A 21,718-nucleotide genomic window follows, 5' to 3' on the forward strand; every position below is an offset into this window, starting at 1 on the left:
ACAAAATACGTTTACAAAGAAAGAGAAGGTACCCCATTACGAGGTACCTCTTCTTATTTTAAAATATTTGCAATATATGTTTGAAGTTCTTCTACTTTTACTTCTTCAGACTCACCTGTAGCACGTACTTTCACTTCTACAATACCTTCGTCTGCTTTTTTACCAACTGTAACGCGAACTGGAAGACCGAATAAATCTGCATCTGCAAACTTAACACCTGCACGTTCTGCACGATCGTCTAATAACACTTCATAGCCTTGTTCTTGTAATGAGTTGTAGATATTTTCACCCATTTCACGTTGTGCATCAGATTTCATATTTACTGGAATTACATGCACATGGAATGGTGCTACAGCTTTTGGCCAAACTAAGCCGTTCTCATCGTTAAACTGCTCTGCAATTGCTGCCACTGTACGAGATACACCGATACCGTAACAACCCATAATAAGTGGTTGTGTTTTTCCGTTTTCATCTAGGAATGTCGCGTTCATTGCTTCACTATAACGAGTTCCTAATTTGAATACATGACCAACTTCAATTCCGCGTGCGAAAAGAATTGTTCCGTTTCCATCTGGAGATTGGTCTCCTTCTTGAATGAAGCGTAAATCTGTATATTGACTTACTTTAAAGTCACGTTCTGGATTTACATTTACATAATGGAATCCTTCTTCGTTCGCTCCTGAACATCCGTTAACAATTGATGCTACAGCGTGATCAGCAATAATTTCAATATCACCTGTTACACCAATCGGCCCTAATGAACCAATTTCACAATTTAATAATTCTTTTACTTCTTCATGAGAAGCAAGCTCAACAACTGAAGCGCCGTATACATTTTTCACTTTCACATCGTTTACTTCGTGATCACCACGAACAAGTACAACTACTAATTTCTCATCTACTTTAAATACCATAGACTTAATGCACTTGTCAGCTGCAATGTTTAAGAATGCAGATACTTCTTCAATTGCTTTTTGGTCTGGTGTTGCTACTTTTTCAAGAGCTTTTTCTGCTTCGTCACTCTTCGTATACGTATCTACAACAGGAGCCATTTCGATGTTTGCTGCATAATCAGATGTGTCAGAGTATGCAATTGTATCTTCACCAACATCAGATAATACCATAAATTCATGTGTATCTTTTCCGCCCATTGCTCCAGAATCAGCAATAACTGCACGGAAATTCAAGCCACAACGAGCAAAAATGTTAGAGTATGCTTTATATAAGCGATCGTATACTTCATCTAAGCTCTCTTGTGTAGCATGGAAAGAGTATGCATCTTTCATTAGAAACTCTCTTCCACGTAATAAACCGAAACGAGGTCTTTGCTCATCACGGAATTTTGTTTGAATTTGGTATAATGTTAACGGTAATTTTTTATATGATTTCACTTCATCACGCACAAGATCCGTAATTACTTCCTCATGTGTCGCTCCTAATGCGAATTCACGAGCGTTACGATCTTTCATACGCATTAATTCAGATCCGTATGAATACCAACGACCTGATTCTTGCCATAATTCTGCAGCTTGCATAGCTGGCATTAATAATTCTACAGCTCCTGCACGCTCCATTTCTTCTCGAACGATACGTTCTACTTTGTGTAATACTTTTAATCCAAATGGTAGAAAACTATAAATACCAGAAGCATTTTGACGCATAAAACCTGCGCGAAGTAATAATTGATGACTCTTAATTTCAGCATCAGCTGGAACTTCACGTAATGTAGGACTGAATACCATACTTTGTTTCATTTATTTGCACCTCTTCATTTTACTCTTACACGCAGTAAAACCCCTCACCTCGAATTAGGTGAGGGATTTTATTCTACGAGCTCTATTTCATTATTAGTTTCATTCTATTTTACAAGAAAAACTTACGAATGTCATTCCATGTTACAACTAACATTAATAACATTAATAATGCAAAACCAATAAAATGAACCATTCCTTCTTTTTGACGGTCAATTGGTTTCCCTCGTAACGCTTCAATTAAGAAGAAGAATAAACGGCCACCATCTAAAGCAGGAACTGGTAATAAATTAAATAAACCAAGATTAATGCTTAGAACTGCCGCTAAACTTAGTACACGCGTAAATCCATAATCTACAACTTGATCTGTTAGATTATAAATTCCTACTGGACCTGACAACTCATTAATAGAAAATTGACCAGTTACTAATTTCACAAGAGATTCAAAAATTAGTTTCGTCCATTGGTACGTTTGTTCAAATCCTGATTTAATAGAACCCATTACTGTTTTCTCTACAGGAGAATAAACACCAATTCTACCAACTTCGTCTTTTCCTTCTTTATCAAGTGTTGGCGTTACTTTCACATTAAACTGTTCATTATCACGCTTTACTTGTAACGTAATTTCTTTATTCGGGTTTTCACGTACAATAGTAACAACATCTTTCCATGTACTTGTGTTTTTCCCATCAATCGCTTGAATTGTATCATTCTCTTTCAGGCCAGCTTGCTGTGCTGCACTATTATCCATCACTTTTCCGACCATTGGTTTGTCAATAGGAACCCCTTGTACAAATCCAAGAATCACAAAAATAACAAATGCTAAAATGAAGTTCATTGCAGGACCCGCAAAGATTGTTAAAGCGCGTTGACCCAATTTTTTAGAGCCAAATTGCCTGTTATATGGAGCAATTTGAATTTCTTCTCCAGCAGTAATGATGCGAGCCTTTTCATTCACTCGGAATGTTTGAAGCTCTTCCTCATACTCTTCATAGCCTGAAATCGTTAGATTATGCTCTAAATCAGCTTGTTCGACTTCAATAACACGAACATTTGGATATTTTTCATATCCATCAAAAACTAATTTCACAGCTTCGTCTTTTTCATTTAGCACAAGGCCAACCTTTTTCCCTGGCTTTAACTCAACTGTGTCTGCATCCTCGCCAGCCATTCTTACATAGCCACCCAGAGGCAGTAATCGAATCGTATACACCGTTTCATTCTTTTCAAATGAGAATATTTTCGGACCAAAACCAATCGCAAACTCGCGGCATAAAATGCCTGCTCTTTTCGCGAAGTATAGATGCCCTAGCTCATGGAAAAATACGAGTGCACCGAAAATTAATATAAAGGCAATCGCTGTATTCAATTCCATAACCACCTTTGCTAAATTTGTTCCATCACAAACCGTCTTGTGGCTGCATCAATTTCCAGAATTTCCTCTAAGCTCGGACGTGCAATGACATTGTGATGGTTCATTGCTTTTTCAATGAGGTCTTCCACTGTTAAGAAACCAATTCTCTTTTGTAAAAAAGCTTCAACAGCTACTTCATTCGCTGCGTTCATTACAGCTGGCATACTTCCACCTGCTTTTCCAGCTTCATACGCAAAACGTAAACAACGGAATCGTTCTTGGTCCATTTTCTCAAAATGCAACGTCCCTATTTCCCATAAGTTTAACTGTTTTGTGTCTGAAAGAGGCAATCTATCAGGATATGTAAGTGCGTATTGAATTGGTACTCGCATATCAGGTGAACCAAGCTGCGCCATTACACTACGATCTTCAAATTCAACCATAGAATGGATAATACTTTCTTTATGTAAAACAACATCGATTTGCTCATAAGGGATACCAAAAAGCCAATGTGCTTCAATTACTTCTAGTCCCTTATTCATCATTGTAGCAGAATCAATTGTAATTTTCGAACCCATTGACCAGTTTGGATGTCGAAGCGCATCTTCTACGGTCACATGATGCAATTCATCTCTCGTTTTATCACGGAAACTTCCACCAGAAGCCGTTATAATAAGACGAGAAATTCTTTTTTCATTTTCACCATTCAAGCATTGAAAAATAGCCGAATGTTCACTATCTACTGGAAGTAACGAAACATTATGTTTTCGCGCTGCTTCCATTACAAGATGTCCTGCAGTTACTAACGTTTCTTTATTTGCAATTCCAATTGTTTTTTTCGCCTCAATCGCACGAAGTGTCGGTAACAACCCTACGCTACCTACAACAGCATTTACTACAATCTCCGCATCTGGATGTAATGCTACTTCTAAAAGTCCTTCACTACCATATACAATTTTTGTATTACCAGAAACAGTTTGTAATTTTAAAACATCTTCCTCTCTTTGCACAGAGACGATTTGCGGAGAAAATTCTTGAATTACCTTTACTGCGTAGTCAATATTTTTCCCTACAGAAAAAGCAACGAGACGGAATTGGTCTGGGTGCGAGCGTAATACATCTAAAGTTTGTGTACCAATTGATCCGCTTGCACCTAATAAACTAATGTTTTTCATGACTCCAACCCCTCGTTCATTTATTAATTGTATTGTAATAAGAAGTAGAGAATTGGTAAAACGAATAACCAACTATCTGTTCGATCTAATATACCACCATGCCCAGGTAAAATTGTACCTGAATCCTTTACGCCATAATGACGTTTAAAAGCAGATTGTACTAAATCACCAATTTGTCCAAAAATAGAAATGATAATTGTCAGCACAATTAAAATTACTACATTCGATTCGACTGGGAAGAACACGTTGTAAACAAGTGCCACAATAATTCCACAAACGATGCCGCCTAATGAACCTTCAATCGTTTTATTTGGACTAATTTCTGGCCACAATTTTCTCTTGCCCAATGCTTTTCCTACGAAATATGCGCCTGAATCAGTAGCCCATATAACAAATAATGCACAAAACACATATTTAATTCCTAATATTCTCGTTTCATTTAAATATAAGAATCCCATTGCCACATATGTCGTTGCCATTAGTAAAAATGAAGCATTATCAAAAGTAAATGTATTCTTAGAAAGGACTGTATATGATAAAAGTAATAAAACAATCACAAATGTGATTTCCAATTTACCTAATCCAATCCATGTAAACAGTTCTGATGCACTACTTGGAATTAAAAGAATCCACAATAATACTGCAGCTAAAACTGTCGGTACTGAAATAAGCGTAAGCTTATTCATACGAATTAATTCATATAAACCTATAGAAGCAAGTGCATACACTAAAACCGTAAAAGGCACGCCACCGTATATTACGATGGGAATGAATAGCGCGGCAGCAACCACTCCAGTAATAATTCTCTGTTTCACTACCAAACCCTCTCTTTCTACACGCCTCCGAATCTGCGCCCTCTATGTTGAAAGTCAGTAATCGCATTTAGCAAATGTTCTTCTTTGAAGTCTGGCCAATACACATCTGTAAACCAAAACTCCGAATATGCAATTTGCCATAACATGAAATTACTAATACGTAGCTCTCCGCTTGTTCGGATTAACAACTCTGGATCGGGTAAAGAACTCGTCATTAAGTAGGAGGAAAGCATTTCTTCACTTACCTCTTCAGAACGAATTTTTCCTTCCTCATTATCTTTCATCATATGTTGCACAGCAGAAACGATTTCATCTCGACTTCCATAGTTTAACGCGAAATTAAGAATTAATCCCGTATTCTCTTTCGTATCTTCCATGGCTTTCTCCATCGCTCTGCGTGTATGCGTAGGAAGACGATCTTTTTGCCCTATTACTCGGACTTGTACGTTTTCTTCAATCAATTCTGGTAAAAATGTACCTAGAAATTCTTCTGGAAGCTTCATTAAATAATCAACTTCCTTTTTCGGTCTTTTCCAGTTCTCAGTTGAAAAAGCATAAAGAGTTAACACTTTCACATTAAGTTTACTTGCAAATTTTGTAATTTTCTTTACAACTTGCATACCTTCATGATGTCCCGCAATACGAGGCATTGCTCTCCTCTTTGCCCATCTTCCATTCCCATCCATAATGATGGCAATATGTTCTGGGATATATCCTTTTTTCACTTCTTCAACGAGATGATCAAACGATGTGTCCTTTTTACCTTTAAAAAAAGGAAAGTTTTTAAACATCATTCATACCCTCCAACAAGCAGACGTATGCCTAAAAGTGTAAAAAGACCCCCTTAAGAAGAGGGTCATATTTGCGAAGTTATCGCTATTACACTTCCATGATTTCTTTTTCTTTGTTTTTTGCGATTTCGTCAACTTTTGCAATATATTTATCTGTTTCTTTTTGGATATCTTCAGTATATCCTCTTAAATCATCTTCTGTAATCTCGCCAGCTTTTTCAAGCTTCTTAAGATCATCATTTCCGTCACGACGTACGTTACGAACAGCTACTTTTGCTTCTTCAGCATATTTTTTCACAACTTTAACAAGATCACGACGACGCTCTTCTGTTAATGCAGGGAATGCAATACGAATTACAGTTCCATCATTAGAAGGGTTTAAGCCTAAATCTGCTTTTAAAATTGCTTTTTCGATATCACCGATAGAAGTTTTATCATAAGGTTGAATTACAAGTAAACGTGCTTCTGGAACTGTAATGTTCGCTAATTGCACAACTGGTGTTGGTGCACCATAGTAATCAACTTGTACCTTATCTAATACAGACGAGCTTGCACGACCAGCGCGAACTGTTGCTAATTCACGAGAATAAGCAGCAACTGCTTTTTCCATTTTTTCATTTGAAGACTTCAATACTTGTTGTCCCATATTTATTTCCCCCTTACAACTGTTCCAATATTTTCGCCTAAAACGGCACGTTTAATATTACCTTTTTCCATAACTGAGAATACAATTAATGGAATATCATTATCCATACATAGAGAAGAAGCTGTAGAATCCATTACACCTAAACCTTCTTTTAATACATCTAAGTAAGTAAGCGTTTCGTATTTCGTAGCTGTTGGGTCAATAGATGGATCTGCGCTATATACGCCATCCACATTATTTTTTGCCATTAAAATAACGTCTGCTTCGATTTCCGCTGCACGTAATGCTGCTGTTGTATCTGTAGAGAAGTATGGATTACCTGTACCTGCTGCAAAGATAACAACACGTTTTTTCTCTAAGTGACGAACTGCTTTACGGCGAATGTAAGGCTCTGCCACTTGACGCATCTCAATTGAAGTTTGTACACGAGTTTGGATTCCAATATTCTCCAAGCTATCTTGAAGAGCTAATGAATTCATAACTGTAGCTAACATGCCCATGTAATCTGCTCCTGCACGATCCATGCCCATTTCACTTCCAATTTTCCCACGCCAAATGTTACCGCCACCAACAACAACAGCAACCTCTACATCAAGTTCTGCAATTTCTTTTACTTGTTCTGCAACTGACTTAATAACAGTTGGATTAATTCCAAATCCTTGCTCTCCAGCTAAAGCTTCTCCACTTAGCTTTAAAACGACACGATTATATTTCGGTTTACTCATAATGAACCTCCAATTGCTTACATCTTTATTTTAAAAAAGGGAACACAATGTGTTCCCTAATCTGTATTAGTTACTACCTTTTACTTGGTTCATTACTTCTTCAGCAAAGTTGTCTTCGCGTTTTTCGATACCTTCACCAACAGCGTAGCGAACGAATCCTTTTAATGTTCCGCCTTTAGACTCAACGAACTGACGAACTTTCATATCAGGGTTTTTAACGAATGCTTGGTCAAGTAAGCAAATCTCTTCGAAGAATTTGCCTAGACGGCCTTCAACCATTTTTGCAACGATTTTTTCAGGCTTGCCTTCGTTTAATGCTTGTTGTGTTAATACTTGACGCTCATGCTCAACTTCTTCAGCTGTTACAGCATCGCGGTCGATGTATTTAGGGTTAACTGCAGCGATGTGCATTGCAACATCTTTAGCAGCAGCTTCATCAGTAGAACCTTCAAGAACTGTTAATACACCAATGCGTCCACCCATGTGTAGGTAAGCGCCGAATGCATCTGCATCAGTTTTTGATACGATTTCGAAACGACGAAGTGTAAGTTTTTCACCAATTTTAGCGATTGCTTCGTTGATGTGCTCTTCAACGTTTTTACCGTTTTCCATTGTTTGAGCCATAGCTTCTTCAACGTTAGCTGGTTTGTTAGTTAATAAGTGAGCAGCTAATTCTTTAATTAGTGCTTGGAAACCTTCGTTTTTCGCAACGAAATCAGTTTCAGAGTTTAATTCTAAGATTAAAGCGTCGTTACCGTTTGTTTCGATGAAAGTTAAACCTTCAGCAGCAATGCGGTCTGCTTTTTTAGCAGCTTTCGCAATACCTTTTTCGCGTAAGAAGTCAATTGCCTTCTCCATGTCGCCGTTAGTTTCTGTTAAAGCTTTTTTGCAGTCCATCATACCTGCGCCAGTTTTTTCACGTAATTCTTTTACCATTTGAGCAGTGATTGCCATATTTTTCATCCTCCTAAAATATGTATTTATACCTTTTATAAAGGTGTTTATACCTTAAAAAAGGTGATAAAAGGCCGAACCCCTTATCACCTTTCCAACTTTGTTACGCAGTAACAGTTTCTTCACCTTGTTTTGCTTCAAGGATCGCGTCTGCCATTTTAGATGTAAGAAGTTTTACAGCACGAATTGCATCATCGTTTGCTGGGATAACGTGATCGATTTCGTCTGGATCACAGTTTGTATCAACGATACCGATGATTGGAATGTGTAATTTGCGTGCTTCAGCAACTGCAATACGCTCTTTACGAGGGTCTACTACGAATAATGCACTTGGAAGACCTTTCATATCTTTAATACCGCCTAAGAATTTCTCAAGACGCTCTAACTCTTTTTTAAGTTGAACAACTTCTTTCTTAGGAAGTACTTCGAAAGTACCATCTTCTTGCATTCTTTCGATGTCTTTAAGACGCTTGATACGCTTTTGGATTGTTTGGAAGTTTGTTAAAGTTCCACCTAACCAACGTTGGTTAACGAAGTACATACCAGCACGAGTTGCTTCTTCTTTAATAGCTTCTTGTGCTTGTTTTTTAGTACCTACGAATAAGATGTCTCCACCTTCAGCAGCGATGTCGCGCATCGTTCTGTAAGCTTCCTCAACTTTTTTCACAGTTTTTTGTAAGTCGATGATGTAGATACCGTTACGCTCTGTGAAAATGTAACGCTTCATTTTTGGGTTCCAACGACGAGTTTGATGTCCGAAATGAACACCAGCTTCAAGCAATTGCTTCATAGAAATTACTGACATAATATAGTTCCTCCTAAATGGTTTTTGATATCCTCCGTTTACTTCATCTCTAAGCGAAACTACAAACGTAGCACCAACACTTAAATCAGTAAACGTGTGTACTTTGTACTGACACCACTGCTTACTATATCATACTGAAATATTACAATCAAGTCGAAAATGCGAACAATGTAAAACTTTCTTTGTTCATACTCGAATTCTAGTATTACCAACCTTCATTTCTTTTAAGCAAAAAAGTAAAACACAATTAATAGTTTTCCCAGAAAACACGCTTATGGCACTTTTCACAAGCGCCATCAATCCATTGCACAAAAAAACTCTCCTCGATCGAGGAGAGTTTTTTATAAATTAGTTTGTTTTTAATTTAGCAAGTTCCTGTAGAAACTTGTCGTTTAGCACTTTAATGTATGTTCCTTTCATACCTAAAGAGCGAGACTCAATTACACCAGCACTTTCTAATTTACGTAGTGCATTTACGATTACAGAACGAGTAATTCCTACACGATCAGCAATTTTACTTGCAACAAGTAAACCTTCTGTTCCATTTAATTCTTCGAAGATATGCTCAATTGCTTCTAACTCACTGTAAGATAATGAGCTGATCGCCATTTGAACAACAGCTTTACTACGTGCTTCCTCTTCGATTTCTTCTGCTTTTTCACGTAAGATTTCCATGCCTACAACAGTTGAGCTGTACTCAGCAAGGATTAAATCGTCATCTAAGAACTCTTGACCAAGACGAGCTAATACTAATGTACCTAGACGCTCACCACCACCAACGATCGGTACGATTGTAGTTAAACCTTGACCAAATAATTCTCTGTTTTCTACCGGGAATGCTGTGTAAGCACTGTTCACATCTAAGTTTGAAGATGTTTCTGTAATGTTGAATAAGCTTTGTGTATATTCTTCTGGGAATTGACGTTCTGCAAGCATTTGCTTCATGCGTTCGTTTTCGATTTGTTGGTGAATTGCATAACCTAGTAATTTACCACGACGACTAACTACGAATACGTTTGCTTCGATTACTTCACACATTGTGTCAGACATTTCTCTAAAGTTTACAGGCTTCCCTGCTGCGCTCTGTAATAACGCATTTAATTTTCTTGTTTTTGCTAATAATTCCATTTCAAAAGTTCCTCCTACATGTTACTCACATATTTTTTCATCACTTGGAAACTAGGGCGAGTCACCTGATGACACTATTACAAAATAAACTGGCTCACATCTTTATTTTTAGCAATTGTTGCTAATTTCTCCTCAACGTATTGAGGGGTTATCGTTATTTTCTCTAACGTAATTTCAGATGCTTCAAACGATAAATCTTCAAGGAGCTTCTCCATAATCGTATGAAGTCTTCTTGCTCCAATATTATCTGTATCCTGATTAACTTGATAAGCAATCTCAGCAATCTTACGAATAGCTTCGTCTGAAAATTCAATTTCTATACCTTCAGTCGCTAATAATGCCATATATTGTTTAATTAACGCATTGTCAGGCTCGATTAATATTTTAACAAAATCGTCTGTCGATAATTTTGTTAATTCTACTCGAATCGGAAATCTCCCTTGCAATTCCGGAATTAAATCCGACGGTTTAGACATATGGAACGCTCCAGCTGCAACGAATAAAATATAATCCGTTTTTACTGATCCGTATTTTGTCGCAACATTCGACCCTTCTACAATTGGCAAAATGTCACGTTGCACACCTTCACGTGATACATCTACGCTATTCGACTGCTTACCAGCAATTTTGTCAATTTCATCGATAAAAATAATCCCGAGCTGTTCAGCACGATAAACAGCCTCTTGTGTAACTTCATCCATATCAATTAAGCGCTGTGCCTCTTCATTTGTCAAGAGTTTTCTTGCTTCTTTTACAGAAAGTTTACGTTTTTTTGTTTTTTTCGGCATAAAACTCCCTAACGCATCTTGGAAATTCATTCCCATTTGCTCCATGCCAGTTCCTTGTAACATATCAAACATTGACGACTGTTGCTCAGTCACTTCAATCGATACAATCTCTTCTTCAAGAAGCCCTGCAGCAAGCTTTCTCTCCACATCTTGACGTTTCTTTTCGATTTCACCATCTTCTTGTGTATCAGTCGTTTGACTCGAATTTTGAGCGCCCCCAAAAAGCATCTCTAATGGATTTTTAAATCCAGATTGCTTCTCTGGACTCGGTACTAAAATTTCAACAAGACGTTGATTCGCTTGCTCTTCTGCTTTATCTTGAACTTTCACTACCATTTCTTCTTTTACGATACGAACCGATGTTTCCACAAGGTCACGTACCATCGACTCTACATCTCTACCCACATATCCAACTTCTGTGAATTTTGTAGCCTCAACCTTAATAAAAGGTGCTCCAACGAGTTTCGCCATTCGTCGTGCTACCTCTGTTTTCCCAACACCTGTCGGTCCAATCATCAAAATGTTTTTAGGTGCTATTTCATCACGTAAATTTTCAGCTAATTTACTGCGACGGTATCGATTTCTCAACGCTACAGCAACCGCTTTCTTTGCGTCTTTTTGACCGATGATATATTGATCTAATTTTTCCACAATTTGGCGCGGAGTAAAATGTAAATGCATATAAAATGCCTCCCTTACGATTCTACAATTCTTCAACAATTATGTTGTGATTCGTATAAACACAAATATCACCAGCAATCTCTAAACTCGCTTTCGCAATTTGTTTCGCTGTTAAGTGTTCACTTGCATATTGCTTTAAAGCACGACCTGCAGAAAGCGCATAATTTCCACCAGATCCAATTGCTAAAATACCATCATCCGGTTCAATCACTTCTCCTGTACCTGAAACAAGAAGCATAGTTGTTTTATCCATGACAATGAGCATCGCTTCTAGTTGACGTAACATTTTATCGCCACGCCATTGTTTTGCCATTTCAACAGCAGCACGCTGCAAGTTGCCATTATACTCTTCTAATTTCCCTTCAAACATTTCAAAAAGAGTAAATGCATCAGCAACTGAACCTGCAAAACCAGCTAAAACTTTACCTTGGAAAAGTCTGCGAACTTTACGAGCTGTATGTTTCATTACAACAGCATTTCCCATTGTCACCTGACCATCTCCAGCCATTGCACATTCTCCATTATGATGAACTGCAAATATCGTTGTAGCGTGGAAATTCCCCATAGAAAAAACTCCTTTATTTGTTTTTATAGCTTTTAAAGCAATTTATGCCCGCGGGTGATGCTTCATGTAAACAGAACGCAATCTTTCTTTAGAGACATGCGTATAAATTTGTGTAGTCGACAAATTCTCATGACCTAATAGCTCCTGTACAGTACGTAAATCCGCCCCTTCATCTAACATGTGTGTAGCAAATGTATGCCTTAACATATGGGGACTTATCCGCATTGTCAGTGACGCCTTTTTAATGAGTTCATTTAAAACATAACGTACTCCACGACTTGTTAGCGGTGTACCTTTCGCATTTAAAAATACCATACGAGAGTCTTCGTCAGTCTTATTAACTAACTGTTTTCTCCCATTCTCTATATAAGTAATTAAAGAATCTTGCGCATAGCTTCCGAACGGAATATACCTTTGTTTTTTTCCTTTTCCCATTACTAAAATTGTTCCCACCGCAAAGTCAATATCGGTAAGTTGTAAATTGACACATTCACTCACACGGATTCCAGTCGCATACATCAACTCTAATAAAGCTTGATTCCTTTGACCTAATGGTGTTCCCGTGTCAGAAACTTCAAATAATTCCTCTAACTCTTCAGCATATAAAAACTTTGGGATTGACAATTCTTTTTTGGGGAGTGACGCAAGTGCAAACGGATTATCTTTTCGATAACCTTCACGCATCAAAAAACGATATAAACTTCGTAAGCTTGATACTTTTCTTGCGACAGATTTACGGGCTAACTTTTCATCGTGCAACGTCGTTAAGTACAAACGAACATCCGCGTATGTAACGTCTAAAAAAGAGGATATGCCTTCTCGCTCCATAAATTGCACAAAATGTTCTAAATCATTTTGATAACTTGCAATTGTATATTTTGAATAATTTCTTTCAATTTGTAAATATCCAACGAATAATTGTAACAATTTCTTCACATTCACACAACTCACCTCAATAAAGGCTACTAAATCGTATCACAACTTAGTAGCCTTTGCAAGAAATTTAACTAAATATTTACAAAATTTTGAATTGTTTCTAAAGCTCGTGTTGCGTATGCTTCATTTCGTTCCGCTTTCTTTTTGATCTTTTTCTCTAACGGTGCAAATAGACCGAAGTTCGCATTCATCGGTTGGAAGTTTTTAGCATTCGTTGCCGTAATGTAATTTGCCATGCTACCCATTGCAGTTACTGACGGTAATACAACTGGCTCTTCACCTTGCACAAGACGTGCAGCATTAATTCCCGCTAATAATCCTGATGCTGCTGATTCAACATATCCCTCTACTCCAGTCATTTGACCAGCGAAGAATAAATCATCACGTTGTTTATATTGATATGTTGGACGAAGCAAATTAGGTGAATTAATAAACGTATTACGATGCATTACACCATAACGTACAATCTCTGCATTTTCCAGTCCCGGAATTAACTGTAGCACTTCTTTTTGTGGTCCCCATTTTAAATGCGTTTGGAAACCTACGATATTGTATAAAGTTCCCGCTGCATCATCTTGACGCAACTGAACAACAGCATATGGCGTTTTTCCTGTTTTTGGATCTTCCAATCCAACAGGTTTCATAGGTCCAAATACTAGCGTCTGTCTCCCTCTACTTGCCATAACTTCTACTGGCATACAACCTTCAAAGAAAATTTCTTTTTCAAACTCTTTTAAAGGCACTGTCTCAGCAGCAATTAAAGCCTCATAAAAACGGTCAAACTCTTCTTCTGTCATTGGGCAATTTAAATATGCAGCTTCACCTTTGTCATAACGCGATTTTAAATATACTTTATTCATGTCAATGCTGTCTTTTTCTACGATTGGTGCTGCCGCATCGTAGAAATAAAAATAATCTTCACCTGTTAGTTCTTTTAATTGTGCAGCAAGATCAGGAGATGTAAGTGGACCTGTTGCAATAATTGTTGGTCCTTCTGGAATTTCAGTAAGCTCTTCGTTCACTACAGTTACATTCGGATGGTTTTTTACGTATTCTGTTACTTTAGCTGCGAACTCATGACGGTCTACAGCTAAAGCACCTCCAGCTGGTACAGAGCACTCGTCTGCCGCACGAATAATTACAGAATCCATTAAACGCATTTCCTCTTTAATAACTCCAACTGCATTTGTTAAAGTGTTTGCACGAAGTGAGTTACTACATACTAATTCAGCAAATTTATCTGTGTGATGAGCTGGTGTTTGCCTTACCGGCCTCATTTCATATAATCTAACTTGGACACCACGTTTTGCAATTTGGTAAGCTGCTTCACTTCCTGCAAGACCTGCGCCAATGACGTTTACTACTTGTGTTGTCATTTATATCACCTTTCCTTTTCTTCCCGAAAAAAATGTGAGCAGTTACGCTCACATTTGTTGTTCTTCTTCATAATCGCACGAAATACATTGTACTTGCACGCCTTTTTTTAACTTTTTCTCTACAAGCATGCCTTCACACTTCGGACATTTACGACCAATCGGCTTATCCCAAGATACAAAGTCACACTCTGGATACGTACCGCATCCATAGAAAAGACGTTTCTTTTTGTTACTGCGACGCTCAATAATTTGTCCTTCTTCACATTTCGGACAAGTTACACCGATTTCTTTCACAATCGCTTTTGTATTACGACAATCAGGGAAATTCGAACAAGCCATAAACTTCCCGTATTTACCCATTTTAAAGACCATTGGATGTCCGCATAATTCACAGTCTTCCCCAGCTGGCTCATCTTTAATTTCCACTTCACGCATTTCTTTTTCCGCTTTTTCTAAGCGCGGTTCAAATCCTACGTAGAAATCATCAACAATTTTTACCCAATTGGCATTTCCTTCTTCTACTTCATCAAGGCTTTGCTCCATATTGGCAGTAAATTCAATGTTAATAATTTCTGGGAAAAACTCTAAAATAAGTTCAATTACTATTTCACCAAGTTCAGTCGGAACGAAGCGTTTATTATCCAAACCTACATATCCACGTTTTTGAATCGTTTCAAGTGTAGGTACATAAGTCGACGGTCTTCCAATTCCAAGTTCTTCAAGTGTTCTTACTAGACGGGCCTCTGTATAGCGCGGAGGAGGTTGTGTAAAATGTTGCTTCGGTTCTAAATCCTTTGAAAATACAGTTTCCCCTACTTCTAAAGGCGGCAACATCTTATCCTTTTCTTCCGCACCATCATCTTTCGACTCTACATACACTTTCATAAATCCTGGGAACTTTACAACCGATCCACTTGCACGGAACTGAACATTGTTATTAATGAGTCTCGCTGTCACAGTATCCATTATAGCAGACGCCATTTGACTTGCAACAAATCGCTCCCAAATCAATTTATATAATCGAAGTTGATCACGACTTAAGAAACTTTTCAGTTCCTCTGGCTTTCTCATTACCGAAGTAGGACGAATTGCCTCATGTGCATCTTGTGCATTTGACTTTTTCGATTCTTTCTTCTTTTCTGTTCCTATGTATTCCGTACCATACGCTTCAGTGATGTAAGTACGTGCCTCTGTTTGAGCTGTTTCTGAGATACGTGTTGAATCAGTTCTCATATACGTAATAAGACCTACAGTTCCTTGTTTTCCAAGATCTATCCCTTCATACAATTGCTGTGCAAGCATCATCGTTTTCTTTGCTCGCATATTTAACTTACGTGCTGCTTCTTGTTGCAAGGAAGATGTTGTAAACGGTAATGCAGGATTACGTTTTCGCTCTTTGCGCGTTACATTTTCAACTGAAAACGCATTGTCTTTCATCTGTTCAATTATTTCATTCACTTGCGTTTCATTCGTTAATTGAACTTTTTCACCATCTACACCGTAAAAACTTGCTTCAAATGTGTCTTTTCCTTTTACAAATTCTGTTTTAATTGTCCAGAATTCTTCAGGTTCAAAGCTTTGAATTTCCTTTTCACGTTCGATGATTAAACGAACTGCTACAGATTGTACACGCCCTGCACTTAATCCTTTTTTTACTTTCTTCCATAATAAAGGACTAATATTGTAACCAACAAGACGATCAAGTATGCGTCTTGCTTGTTGTGCATCTACTAAATCCATATTAATTGCGCGAGGATGTTTAAATGATTCTTTGATTGCATCTTTCGTAATCTCATTAAACACAACCCGACAATCTGATTCAACGTCCACATTTAACGTATTCGCTAAATGCCAAGCAATCGCTTCCCCTTCGCGGTCTGGATCGGCCGCGAGATAAACTTTCTTTGCTTTTTTCGCCGCTGATTTTAAATCCTTTAAGACGGGACCTTTACCACGAATGGTAATATACTTCGGGGTGAAGTTGTTCTTTACTTCTATCCCCATTTGACTTTTTGGCAAATCGCGAACATGTCCCATAGACGCGACAACTTTGTATTTTTTCCCTAAATATTTCTCAATGGTCTTCGCCTTAGAAGGCGACTCCACGATTACGAGGTAATCTGACATGCTAGTGCCTCCTTAAGAGGTGGATTCAAGTCTTCATTAATCTTATTGATTTCTCTTGTTTTTGTCAATCAAGAATGAATATACCATACAGTGCCAATCTACCATTTGTCAATAATTGTTTAATAAAAATTTAAAAATATAAGGTTAATTTAAAATCTCCTCCAAGATATCTTCTGCATTTCTTACTAATTTTGCTCCTTGTTGAATAAGATGATTCGTTCCCGATGCCCCCTCTATAAATATAGGTCCAGGAAGCGCAAACACCTCTCTATTTTGCTCTAACGCAAGGTCTGCAGTAATAAGTGTTCCACTTCTCGATTTGGCTTCTACAACTAAAACACCTTTACTTATACCACTAACAATCCGGTTCCTTTTTGGAAAATACCATTTTTTCGGTGCATAGTGCGGAGGATACTCTGTCAATAACAATATATATTCCTTCCACATTTCATATAAATGTCTATTTTCTTTCGGATACATAAACGACAATCCGTGCCCTAATATCGCAATAGTCGGGCAATGATGCCTTACTGTAATCTCATGAGACATTGTATCTATCCCTTTTGCAAACCCACTGACAATAAGCCACTCTCTTTCTAATAAAGGGTGTAAAATAAACTTCAAACTCTCATGACCATATAATGATGGTTCTCTCGTTCCAACAACTGCTAATTTATTTACTTTATTGAGAAAATCTTTTTCTCCTTTTCCATATAAAACGAAGGGAGGATCTTGTATTTCACGTAATAATTGCGGATAATTTTCATCCCATATCGTTATATAAAAAATACGATTTTTCTCTAAATAAGATATATATTGCGGAAGATTTGAACTTTGAAGAAATTTCACTAGTTCTGAAGATTTTTTCGAGGATATTCCAGTGTAGTATTCCATTTGTTTTTCGTTAAAAGTATATATGTTCTTTAATTCTGGATCGACATATAGTAGCCTCTCCATCGCTTTCCAATAATCTGCTAGCAAGTAATGAAGATGTAATAATCGCTCTCTTTTCATCTCAATTCTCCTTACCCATAATTTTTATTATGTAAACAGAAAAAGTGTAAAAAGACACCCTCAAGTAAGAGGGTGTCTTTCAACAGATTAATAGTTTTTGCAAGTCTCAAATAAACCTTTTTCTTTTAAAACAGAGATTAGCGTTTCTCCCATAACTGCTGGAGTTTCAGCTACTTTAATGCCACAAGCTTCCATTGTTTTAATCTTTTCAGCAGCAGTTCCTTTACCGCCAGAAATGATTGCACCAGCATGGCCCATACGTTTGCCAGCAGGCGCTGTTTGACCACCAATGAAGCCTACAACAGGTTTTGTCATATTAGCTTTTACCCATTCAGCTGCCTCTTCTTCTGCTGTACCGCCGATTTCACCAATCATAATTACAGCATGTGTTTCTTCATCTTCATTAAATGCTTTTAACGCATCAATAAAGTCTGTACCGTTAACAGGGTCCCCGCCGATACCTACAGCAGTAGATTGTCCAATACCCTCTTGTGTTAACTGGTGTACAGCTTCATACGTTAAAGTACCAGAGCGCGATACGATACCTACATGACCTTTTTTATGAATGTATCCTGGCATAATACCGATTTTACATTCATCAGGCGTGATAACACCTGGGCAGTTTGGTCCAAGTAAACGTGTATGTTTACCAGCCATATATCTCTTTACGTTTACCATATCTAATACAGGAATTCCTTCAGTAATACATACTACTAAATCAATTTCTGCATCAACTGCTTCCATAATTGCATCAGCCGCAAAAGCGGGTGGAACGTATACAACTGAAGCGTTTGCGCCTGTTGCTTTCACTGCATCTTCTACAGTATCAAATACTGGTACACCTTCAATATCAGTGCCACCTTTACCTGGCGTTACACCACCGACAATTTTCGTACCGTATTCAATCATTTGTTTTGTATGGAATAAACCTTGAGAACCTGTAATACCTTGAACAATAACTTTTGTATCTTTATTAACTAATACGCTCATTTTTCTCCCCCGCTTTCTATTAGCCCACTAGTGAAACAATTTTTTGTGCACCGTCTGCCATAGATTCTGCTGCAACAATATTTAAGCCAGACTCATTTAAAATTTTCTTACCTAGTTCTACGTTTGTACCTTCAAGACGTACAACTAAAGGTAACTCAAGACCTACCTGTTTCGTTGCTTCAATAACACCTTCTGCAATAACATCACACTTCATAATGCCACCAAAAATGTTAACGAAGATACCTTTTACATTTTTGTCAGAAAGGATAATTTTGAATGCTTCTGTAACTTTTTCAGCAGTTGCACCGCCACCAACATCTAAGAAGTTAGCTGGGTCACCGTGGTAATGTTTAATGATATCCATTGTAGCCATCGCTAAACCTGCACCATTAACCATACAACCGATATTTCCATCTAAAGGAATGTAGTTTAAGTCGTATTTTGAAGCTTCAATTTCTTTTGCATCTTCTTCGTCAAGATCACGAAGCTCTAAAATGTCTTTATGGCGATATAACGCATTAGAATCAAAGTTTAATTTTGCATCTAGTGCCATAACTTTACCTTCACCTGTTGTAACAAGTGGGTTAATCTCAGCGATAGAGCAATCTTTTTCAATAAACGCACGGTATAAGCCCATCATAAACTTCACAGCTTGTCCTACAAGCTCTTTTGGAATATTGATGTTAAATGCAATTCGGCGCGCTTGGAAACCTTGTAAGCCTACTGCCGGATCAATATATTCTTTAAAGATTTTTTCAGGTGTTTTTTCTGCTACTTCTTCAATTTCTGTTCCGCCTTCTTCAGAAGCCATTAAAACAACTTGAGAAGTTGCACGATCTAAAACTAGACCTACATAATATTCTTTTTTAATATCGCAACCTTCTTCGATAAGTAAGCGTTTTACTTCCTTACCTTCAGGACCTGTTTGATGTGTCACAAGTGTAGTTCCTAAAATGCTTTCTGCATATGTACGAACTTCATCTAAATTTTTTGCAACTTTTACTCCGCCAGCTTTGCCGCGTCCACCAGCGTGAATTTGTGCTTTCACTACACATACATCTGTTCCTAATTCTTTCGCTGCTTCTACAGCTTCTTCTACTGTAAATGCAACCTTCCCGTTCGGAACGCTAACCCCATAGCTTCTAAGGACTGCCTTACCTTGGTACTCATGGATATTCATGGTCCCATCCTCCCCTGTTTTCCTGTTTTACTCGAAAAGTTTTTTAATGTTTAAAAAACATTACATTGCCATTGTATAAGATGATTGGCACGCTGTCTACAATAAAGTGTCAGAAAACTGAAATCGCTTTATTCTTTTTCGGAAATAGTAATGTTTATATGCCAAAATAAAAAATAAGCTGTATATTTACAGCTTATTTTTGAATCATATCTTTAATTGGCGCGAATGACTTTCGGTGTTCCTCTAATACTCCATGCACTTCAATTGCCTCTAAATGTTGCTTTGTGCCATATCCCATATGTTGCTCAAATCCGTATTCAGGATACTTCTCTCCCAGTTCTTTCATCATACGATCTCTCGTTACTTTTGCGATAATGGATGCAGCTGAAATCGAAACACTTTTCGCATCACCTTTAATAATTGAAGTTTGCGGAATTGGTGTGGGAAGCTTCATCGCATCAATTAATAAATGTTGGGGTGTATAAGATAAATTTGCAACAGCATCTAACATCGCTTGTTTCGTTGCTTGGTAAATATTAATTTCATCAATAACTTGCGGTGATACAATTCCAACTCCAATTGCAATCGCTTGTACTTTTATTTCATCATAAAAACGCTCACGTTTCGCTTCACTCAGCTTTTTTGAGTCATTTAACCCTGGAATATAAAAATCCTCAGGAAGAACGACAGCTGCCGTCACAACAGGCCCAGCCAATGGCCCGCGCCCTACTTCATCAATACCCGCGATATATGTGACCCCTTTTTCACGCAAAGCATTTTCATACTTGGACATTTCAAAAAACTTCTCTTTTTCTTTCTGTTCTAACTCTTTTTGTTTATACCACTTCAAAACGAGCTTTTGAACGCCTTTTCGCTCATCTTTCATTAACAGTTGAAAGCGATCATCTTCTTCATTCATAATTTCTTTCAATACATTTTCCGCTTCTTTTATCGTCATTGTTTGCATTTATACAAGCTCCTTTTTAAACGTATCCAAAAAGAAAAGACGCACAAACGCACGTCTTATACTTCTTCTATTTTTTCCACATCTTCTACTTGCTCTGCAAACTCTTCCGGTGTTTCAAACGTCATTTTTCCAAGTTTGCCACCACGAAGCTCACGAAGTACAAGCTCAGATGTCTTATCATAATCAATCATTCCGCCGCCCATTAAGCAGCCTCTATTTTTTCCAATCGCATCGAATAATTCCACAATATCTTCTGGAATCTCATTTAAATTGTAGCGTTCTTTCAAGCGTTCTGGATAATGTTTCTCCATAAAACGTAATGCGTAAACAGCTACATCTTGTAAATTTAAAATTGAATCTTTAATTGCACCCGTCGTCGCTAAGCGAAGACCCACTAATTGATCTTCAAATTTAGGCCACAGAATACCTGGCGTATCTAACAATTCCATTTCCTTCCCAACTTTAATCCATTGTTGGGCTGTTGTCACACCTGGACGATCTCCTGTTTTAGCAATATTTTTCTTTGCCAATTTATTAATTAATGTAGATTTACCAACATTTGGTATACCTACAATTAATGCGCGAATCGCTCTCGGTCTAATACCTTTTGCAACCATTTTATCAAATTTTTCTTTAACAAGCACTTTACAAGCTGCTGCAATTTCTTTCATACCTTGTCCAGCTTGCGCGTTAATCGAAATTGCCATATGGCCTTTTTCTTTAAAATATGCGATCCATTGTTTTGTTAAACGATCATCTGCCATATCCGCTTTATTTAAAACAACAAGCCTCGGCTTATGTGTAATGATTTCATCAATCATTGGGTTTCGAGATGATAATGGTAATCGAGCATCTACAAGCTCAATTACAACATCAATTAATTTTAATTTCTCCGTTACTTGGCGTCTAGCCTTCGCCATATGCCCTGGAAACCATTGAATTACCATGTT

General features: G+C 37.6%; 20 protein-coding genes. All 20 read right to left on the bottom strand.

Annotated features, from left to right (window positions below; genetic code table 11):
* Window positions 1–53 precede the first annotated feature (53 nt).
* The 20 genes from N2V79_RS18330 to ylqF all read right to left on the bottom strand — a co-directional run bounded on the left by N2V79_RS18330 (window position 54) and on the right by ylqF (window position 21,715).
* Window positions 54–1,754 carry a proline--tRNA ligase gene (locus N2V79_RS18330; protein ID WP_016080534.1) on the bottom strand — a complete coding sequence of 567 codons (1,701 nt, stop codon included), beginning with the start codon at window positions 1,752–1,754 and terminating at the stop codon, window positions 54–56.
* 109 nt (window positions 1,755–1,863) lie between these two features.
* Window positions 1,864–3,120, bottom strand: a complete 1,257-nt coding sequence (gene rseP / locus N2V79_RS18335; RefSeq protein ID WP_001090233.1) for an RIP metalloprotease RseP — start codon at window positions 3,118–3,120, stop codon at window positions 1,864–1,866.
* A 17-nt stretch (window positions 3,121–3,137) separates the two neighbouring features.
* Complete coding sequence (gene dxr, locus N2V79_RS18340) at window positions 3,138–4,280, bottom strand: 1-deoxy-D-xylulose-5-phosphate reductoisomerase (RefSeq protein ID WP_000790379.1); 1,143 nt, start codon at window positions 4,278–4,280, stop codon at window positions 3,138–3,140.
* Between the two features lie 23 nt (window positions 4,281–4,303).
* A complete protein-coding gene (gene cdsA / locus N2V79_RS18345; RefSeq protein WP_000813592.1) occupies window positions 4,304–5,095 on the bottom strand; it encodes a phosphatidate cytidylyltransferase in 792 nt (263 codons plus the stop codon).
* A gap of 17 nt (window positions 5,096–5,112) precedes the next feature.
* Window positions 5,113–5,889, bottom strand: coding sequence for an isoprenyl transferase (gene uppS / locus N2V79_RS18350; protein ID WP_000971296.1), 777 nt, complete (start codon window positions 5,887–5,889; stop codon window positions 5,113–5,115).
* Between the two features lie 85 nt (window positions 5,890–5,974).
* Window positions 5,975–6,532 (bottom strand): ribosome recycling factor, encoded by a 558-nt coding sequence (gene frr / locus N2V79_RS18355; RefSeq protein WP_000531505.1) that lies wholly within the window; start codon window positions 6,530–6,532, stop codon window positions 5,975–5,977.
* A 2-nt stretch (window positions 6,533–6,534) separates the two neighbouring features.
* The gene (gene pyrH / locus N2V79_RS18360) at window positions 6,535–7,257 is read right to left on the bottom strand and encodes a UMP kinase (protein ID WP_000042669.1); all 723 of its coding nucleotides are present in this window, start codon (window positions 7,255–7,257) and stop codon (window positions 6,535–6,537) included.
* A 66-nt stretch (window positions 7,258–7,323) separates the two neighbouring features.
* Entirely contained in the window at window positions 7,324–8,211 is an 888-nt protein-coding gene (gene tsf, locus N2V79_RS18365; protein WP_001018577.1) for a translation elongation factor Ts, read from the bottom strand.
* A 103-nt stretch (window positions 8,212–8,314) separates the two neighbouring features.
* Complete coding sequence (gene rpsB / locus N2V79_RS18370; RefSeq protein ID WP_000111485.1) at window positions 8,315–9,016, bottom strand: 30S ribosomal protein S2; 702 nt, start codon at window positions 9,014–9,016, stop codon at window positions 8,315–8,317.
* Window positions 9,017–9,364: 348 nt separating this feature from the next.
* Window positions 9,365–10,144: a GTP-sensing pleiotropic transcriptional regulator CodY gene (gene codY / locus N2V79_RS18375; protein WP_000421290.1), complete on the bottom strand. Its 780-nt coding sequence runs from the start codon at window positions 10,142–10,144 to the stop codon at window positions 9,365–9,367.
* Window positions 10,145–10,221: 77 nt separating this feature from the next.
* Complete coding sequence (gene hslU / locus N2V79_RS18380; RefSeq protein WP_340720130.1) at window positions 10,222–11,613, bottom strand: ATP-dependent protease ATPase subunit HslU; 1,392 nt, start codon at window positions 11,611–11,613, stop codon at window positions 10,222–10,224.
* A 22-nt stretch (window positions 11,614–11,635) separates the two neighbouring features.
* Window positions 11,636–12,178, bottom strand: coding sequence for an ATP-dependent protease proteolytic subunit HslV (gene hslV, locus N2V79_RS18385; RefSeq protein WP_000526274.1), 543 nt, complete (start codon window positions 12,176–12,178; stop codon window positions 11,636–11,638).
* Between the two features lie 42 nt (window positions 12,179–12,220).
* Window positions 12,221–13,120: a tyrosine recombinase XerC gene (xerC, locus tag N2V79_RS18390; RefSeq protein ID WP_001101245.1), complete on the bottom strand. Its 900-nt coding sequence runs from the start codon at window positions 13,118–13,120 to the stop codon at window positions 12,221–12,223.
* Window positions 13,121–13,185: 65 nt separating this feature from the next.
* Entirely contained in the window at window positions 13,186–14,490 is a 1,305-nt protein-coding gene (gene trmFO, locus N2V79_RS18395) for an FADH(2)-oxidizing methylenetetrahydrofolate--tRNA-(uracil(54)-C(5))-methyltransferase TrmFO (RefSeq protein WP_000213006.1), read from the bottom strand.
* A gap of 48 nt (window positions 14,491–14,538) precedes the next feature.
* Entirely contained in the window at window positions 14,539–16,617 is a 2,079-nt protein-coding gene (topA, locus tag N2V79_RS18400; RefSeq protein WP_001286955.1) for a type I DNA topoisomerase, read from the bottom strand.
* Between the two features lie 144 nt (window positions 16,618–16,761).
* On the bottom strand, window positions 16,762–17,631 hold the full coding sequence (gene dprA / locus N2V79_RS18405; protein ID WP_000818046.1) for a DNA-processing protein DprA: 870 nt from the start codon (window positions 17,629–17,631) through the stop codon (window positions 16,762–16,764).
* Between the two features lie 87 nt (window positions 17,632–17,718).
* Complete coding sequence (gene sucD, locus N2V79_RS18410; protein WP_000115178.1) at window positions 17,719–18,621, bottom strand: succinate--CoA ligase subunit alpha; 903 nt, start codon at window positions 18,619–18,621, stop codon at window positions 17,719–17,721.
* A 19-nt stretch (window positions 18,622–18,640) separates the two neighbouring features.
* Complete coding sequence (gene sucC, locus N2V79_RS18415; RefSeq protein WP_001020790.1) at window positions 18,641–19,801, bottom strand: ADP-forming succinate--CoA ligase subunit beta; 1,161 nt, start codon at window positions 19,799–19,801, stop codon at window positions 18,641–18,643.
* 193 nt (window positions 19,802–19,994) lie between these two features.
* On the bottom strand, window positions 19,995–20,768 hold the full coding sequence (locus N2V79_RS18420; protein WP_001194269.1) for a ribonuclease HII: 774 nt from the start codon (window positions 20,766–20,768) through the stop codon (window positions 19,995–19,997).
* 56 nt (window positions 20,769–20,824) lie between these two features.
* Window positions 20,825–21,715 carry a ribosome biogenesis GTPase YlqF gene (gene ylqF / locus N2V79_RS18425; protein ID WP_000236702.1) on the bottom strand — a complete coding sequence of 297 codons (891 nt, stop codon included), beginning with the start codon at window positions 21,713–21,715 and terminating at the stop codon, window positions 20,825–20,827.
* Window positions 21,716–21,718 lie beyond the last annotated feature (3 nt).

The sequence above is a fragment of the Bacillus sp. CH_70 genome, from assembly GCF_038007045.1.
GTDB classification, from domain to species: Bacteria; Bacillota; Bacilli; order Bacillales; family Bacillaceae_G; genus Bacillus_A; species Bacillus_A cereus.

What these genes read in the sequence shown, in the direction of transcription:
- N2V79_RS18330 (WP_016080534.1), bottom strand. Translation starts at nt 1,754, where the DNA reads ATGAAACAAAGTATGGTATTCAGTCCTACATTACGTGAAGTTCCAGCT.
- dxr (WP_000790379.1), bottom strand. Translation starts at nt 4,280, where the DNA reads ATGAAAAACATTAGTTTATTAGGTGCAAGCGGATCAATTGGTACACAA.
- uppS (WP_000971296.1), bottom strand. Translation starts at nt 5,889, where the DNA reads ATGATGTTTAAAAACTTTCCTTTTTTTAAAGGTAAAAAGGACACATCG.
- frr (WP_000531505.1), bottom strand. Translation starts at nt 6,532, where the DNA reads ATGGGACAACAAGTATTGAAGTCTTCAAATGAAAAAATGGAAAAAGCA.
- pyrH (WP_000042669.1), bottom strand. Translation starts at nt 7,257, where the DNA reads ATGAGTAAACCGAAATATAATCGTGTCGTTTTAAAGCTAAGTGGAGAA.
- tsf (WP_001018577.1), bottom strand. Translation starts at nt 8,211, where the DNA reads ATGGCAATCACTGCTCAAATGGTAAAAGAATTACGTGAAAAAACTGGC.
- rpsB (WP_000111485.1), bottom strand. Translation starts at nt 9,016, where the DNA reads ATGTCAGTAATTTCTATGAAGCAATTGCTTGAAGCTGGTGTTCATTTC.
- codY (WP_000421290.1), bottom strand. Translation starts at nt 10,144, where the DNA reads ATGGAATTATTAGCAAAAACAAGAAAATTAAATGCGTTATTACAGAGC.
- hslU (WP_340720130.1), bottom strand. Translation starts at nt 11,613, where the DNA reads ATGCATTTACATTTTACTCCGCGCCAAATTGTGGAAAAATTAGATCAA.
- hslV (WP_000526274.1), bottom strand. Translation starts at nt 12,178, where the DNA reads ATGGGGAATTTCCACGCTACAACGATATTTGCAGTTCATCATAATGGA.
- trmFO (WP_000213006.1), bottom strand. Translation starts at nt 14,490, where the DNA reads ATGACAACACAAGTAGTAAACGTCATTGGCGCAGGTCTTGCAGGAAGT.
- topA (WP_001286955.1), bottom strand. Translation starts at nt 16,617, where the DNA reads ATGTCAGATTACCTCGTAATCGTGGAGTCGCCTTCTAAGGCGAAGACC.
- dprA (WP_000818046.1), bottom strand. Translation starts at nt 17,631, where the DNA reads ATGAAAAGAGAGCGATTATTACATCTTCATTACTTGCTAGCAGATTAT.
- sucD (WP_000115178.1), bottom strand. Translation starts at nt 18,621, where the DNA reads ATGAGCGTATTAGTTAATAAAGATACAAAAGTTATTGTTCAAGGTATT.
- sucC (WP_001020790.1), bottom strand. Translation starts at nt 19,801, where the DNA reads ATGAATATCCATGAGTACCAAGGTAAGGCAGTCCTTAGAAGCTATGGG.
- N2V79_RS18420 (WP_001194269.1), bottom strand. Translation starts at nt 20,768, where the DNA reads ATGCAAACAATGACGATAAAAGAAGCGGAAAATGTATTGAAAGAAATT.
- ylqF (WP_000236702.1), bottom strand. Translation starts at nt 21,715, where the DNA reads ATGGTAATTCAATGGTTTCCAGGGCATATGGCGAAGGCTAGACGCCAA.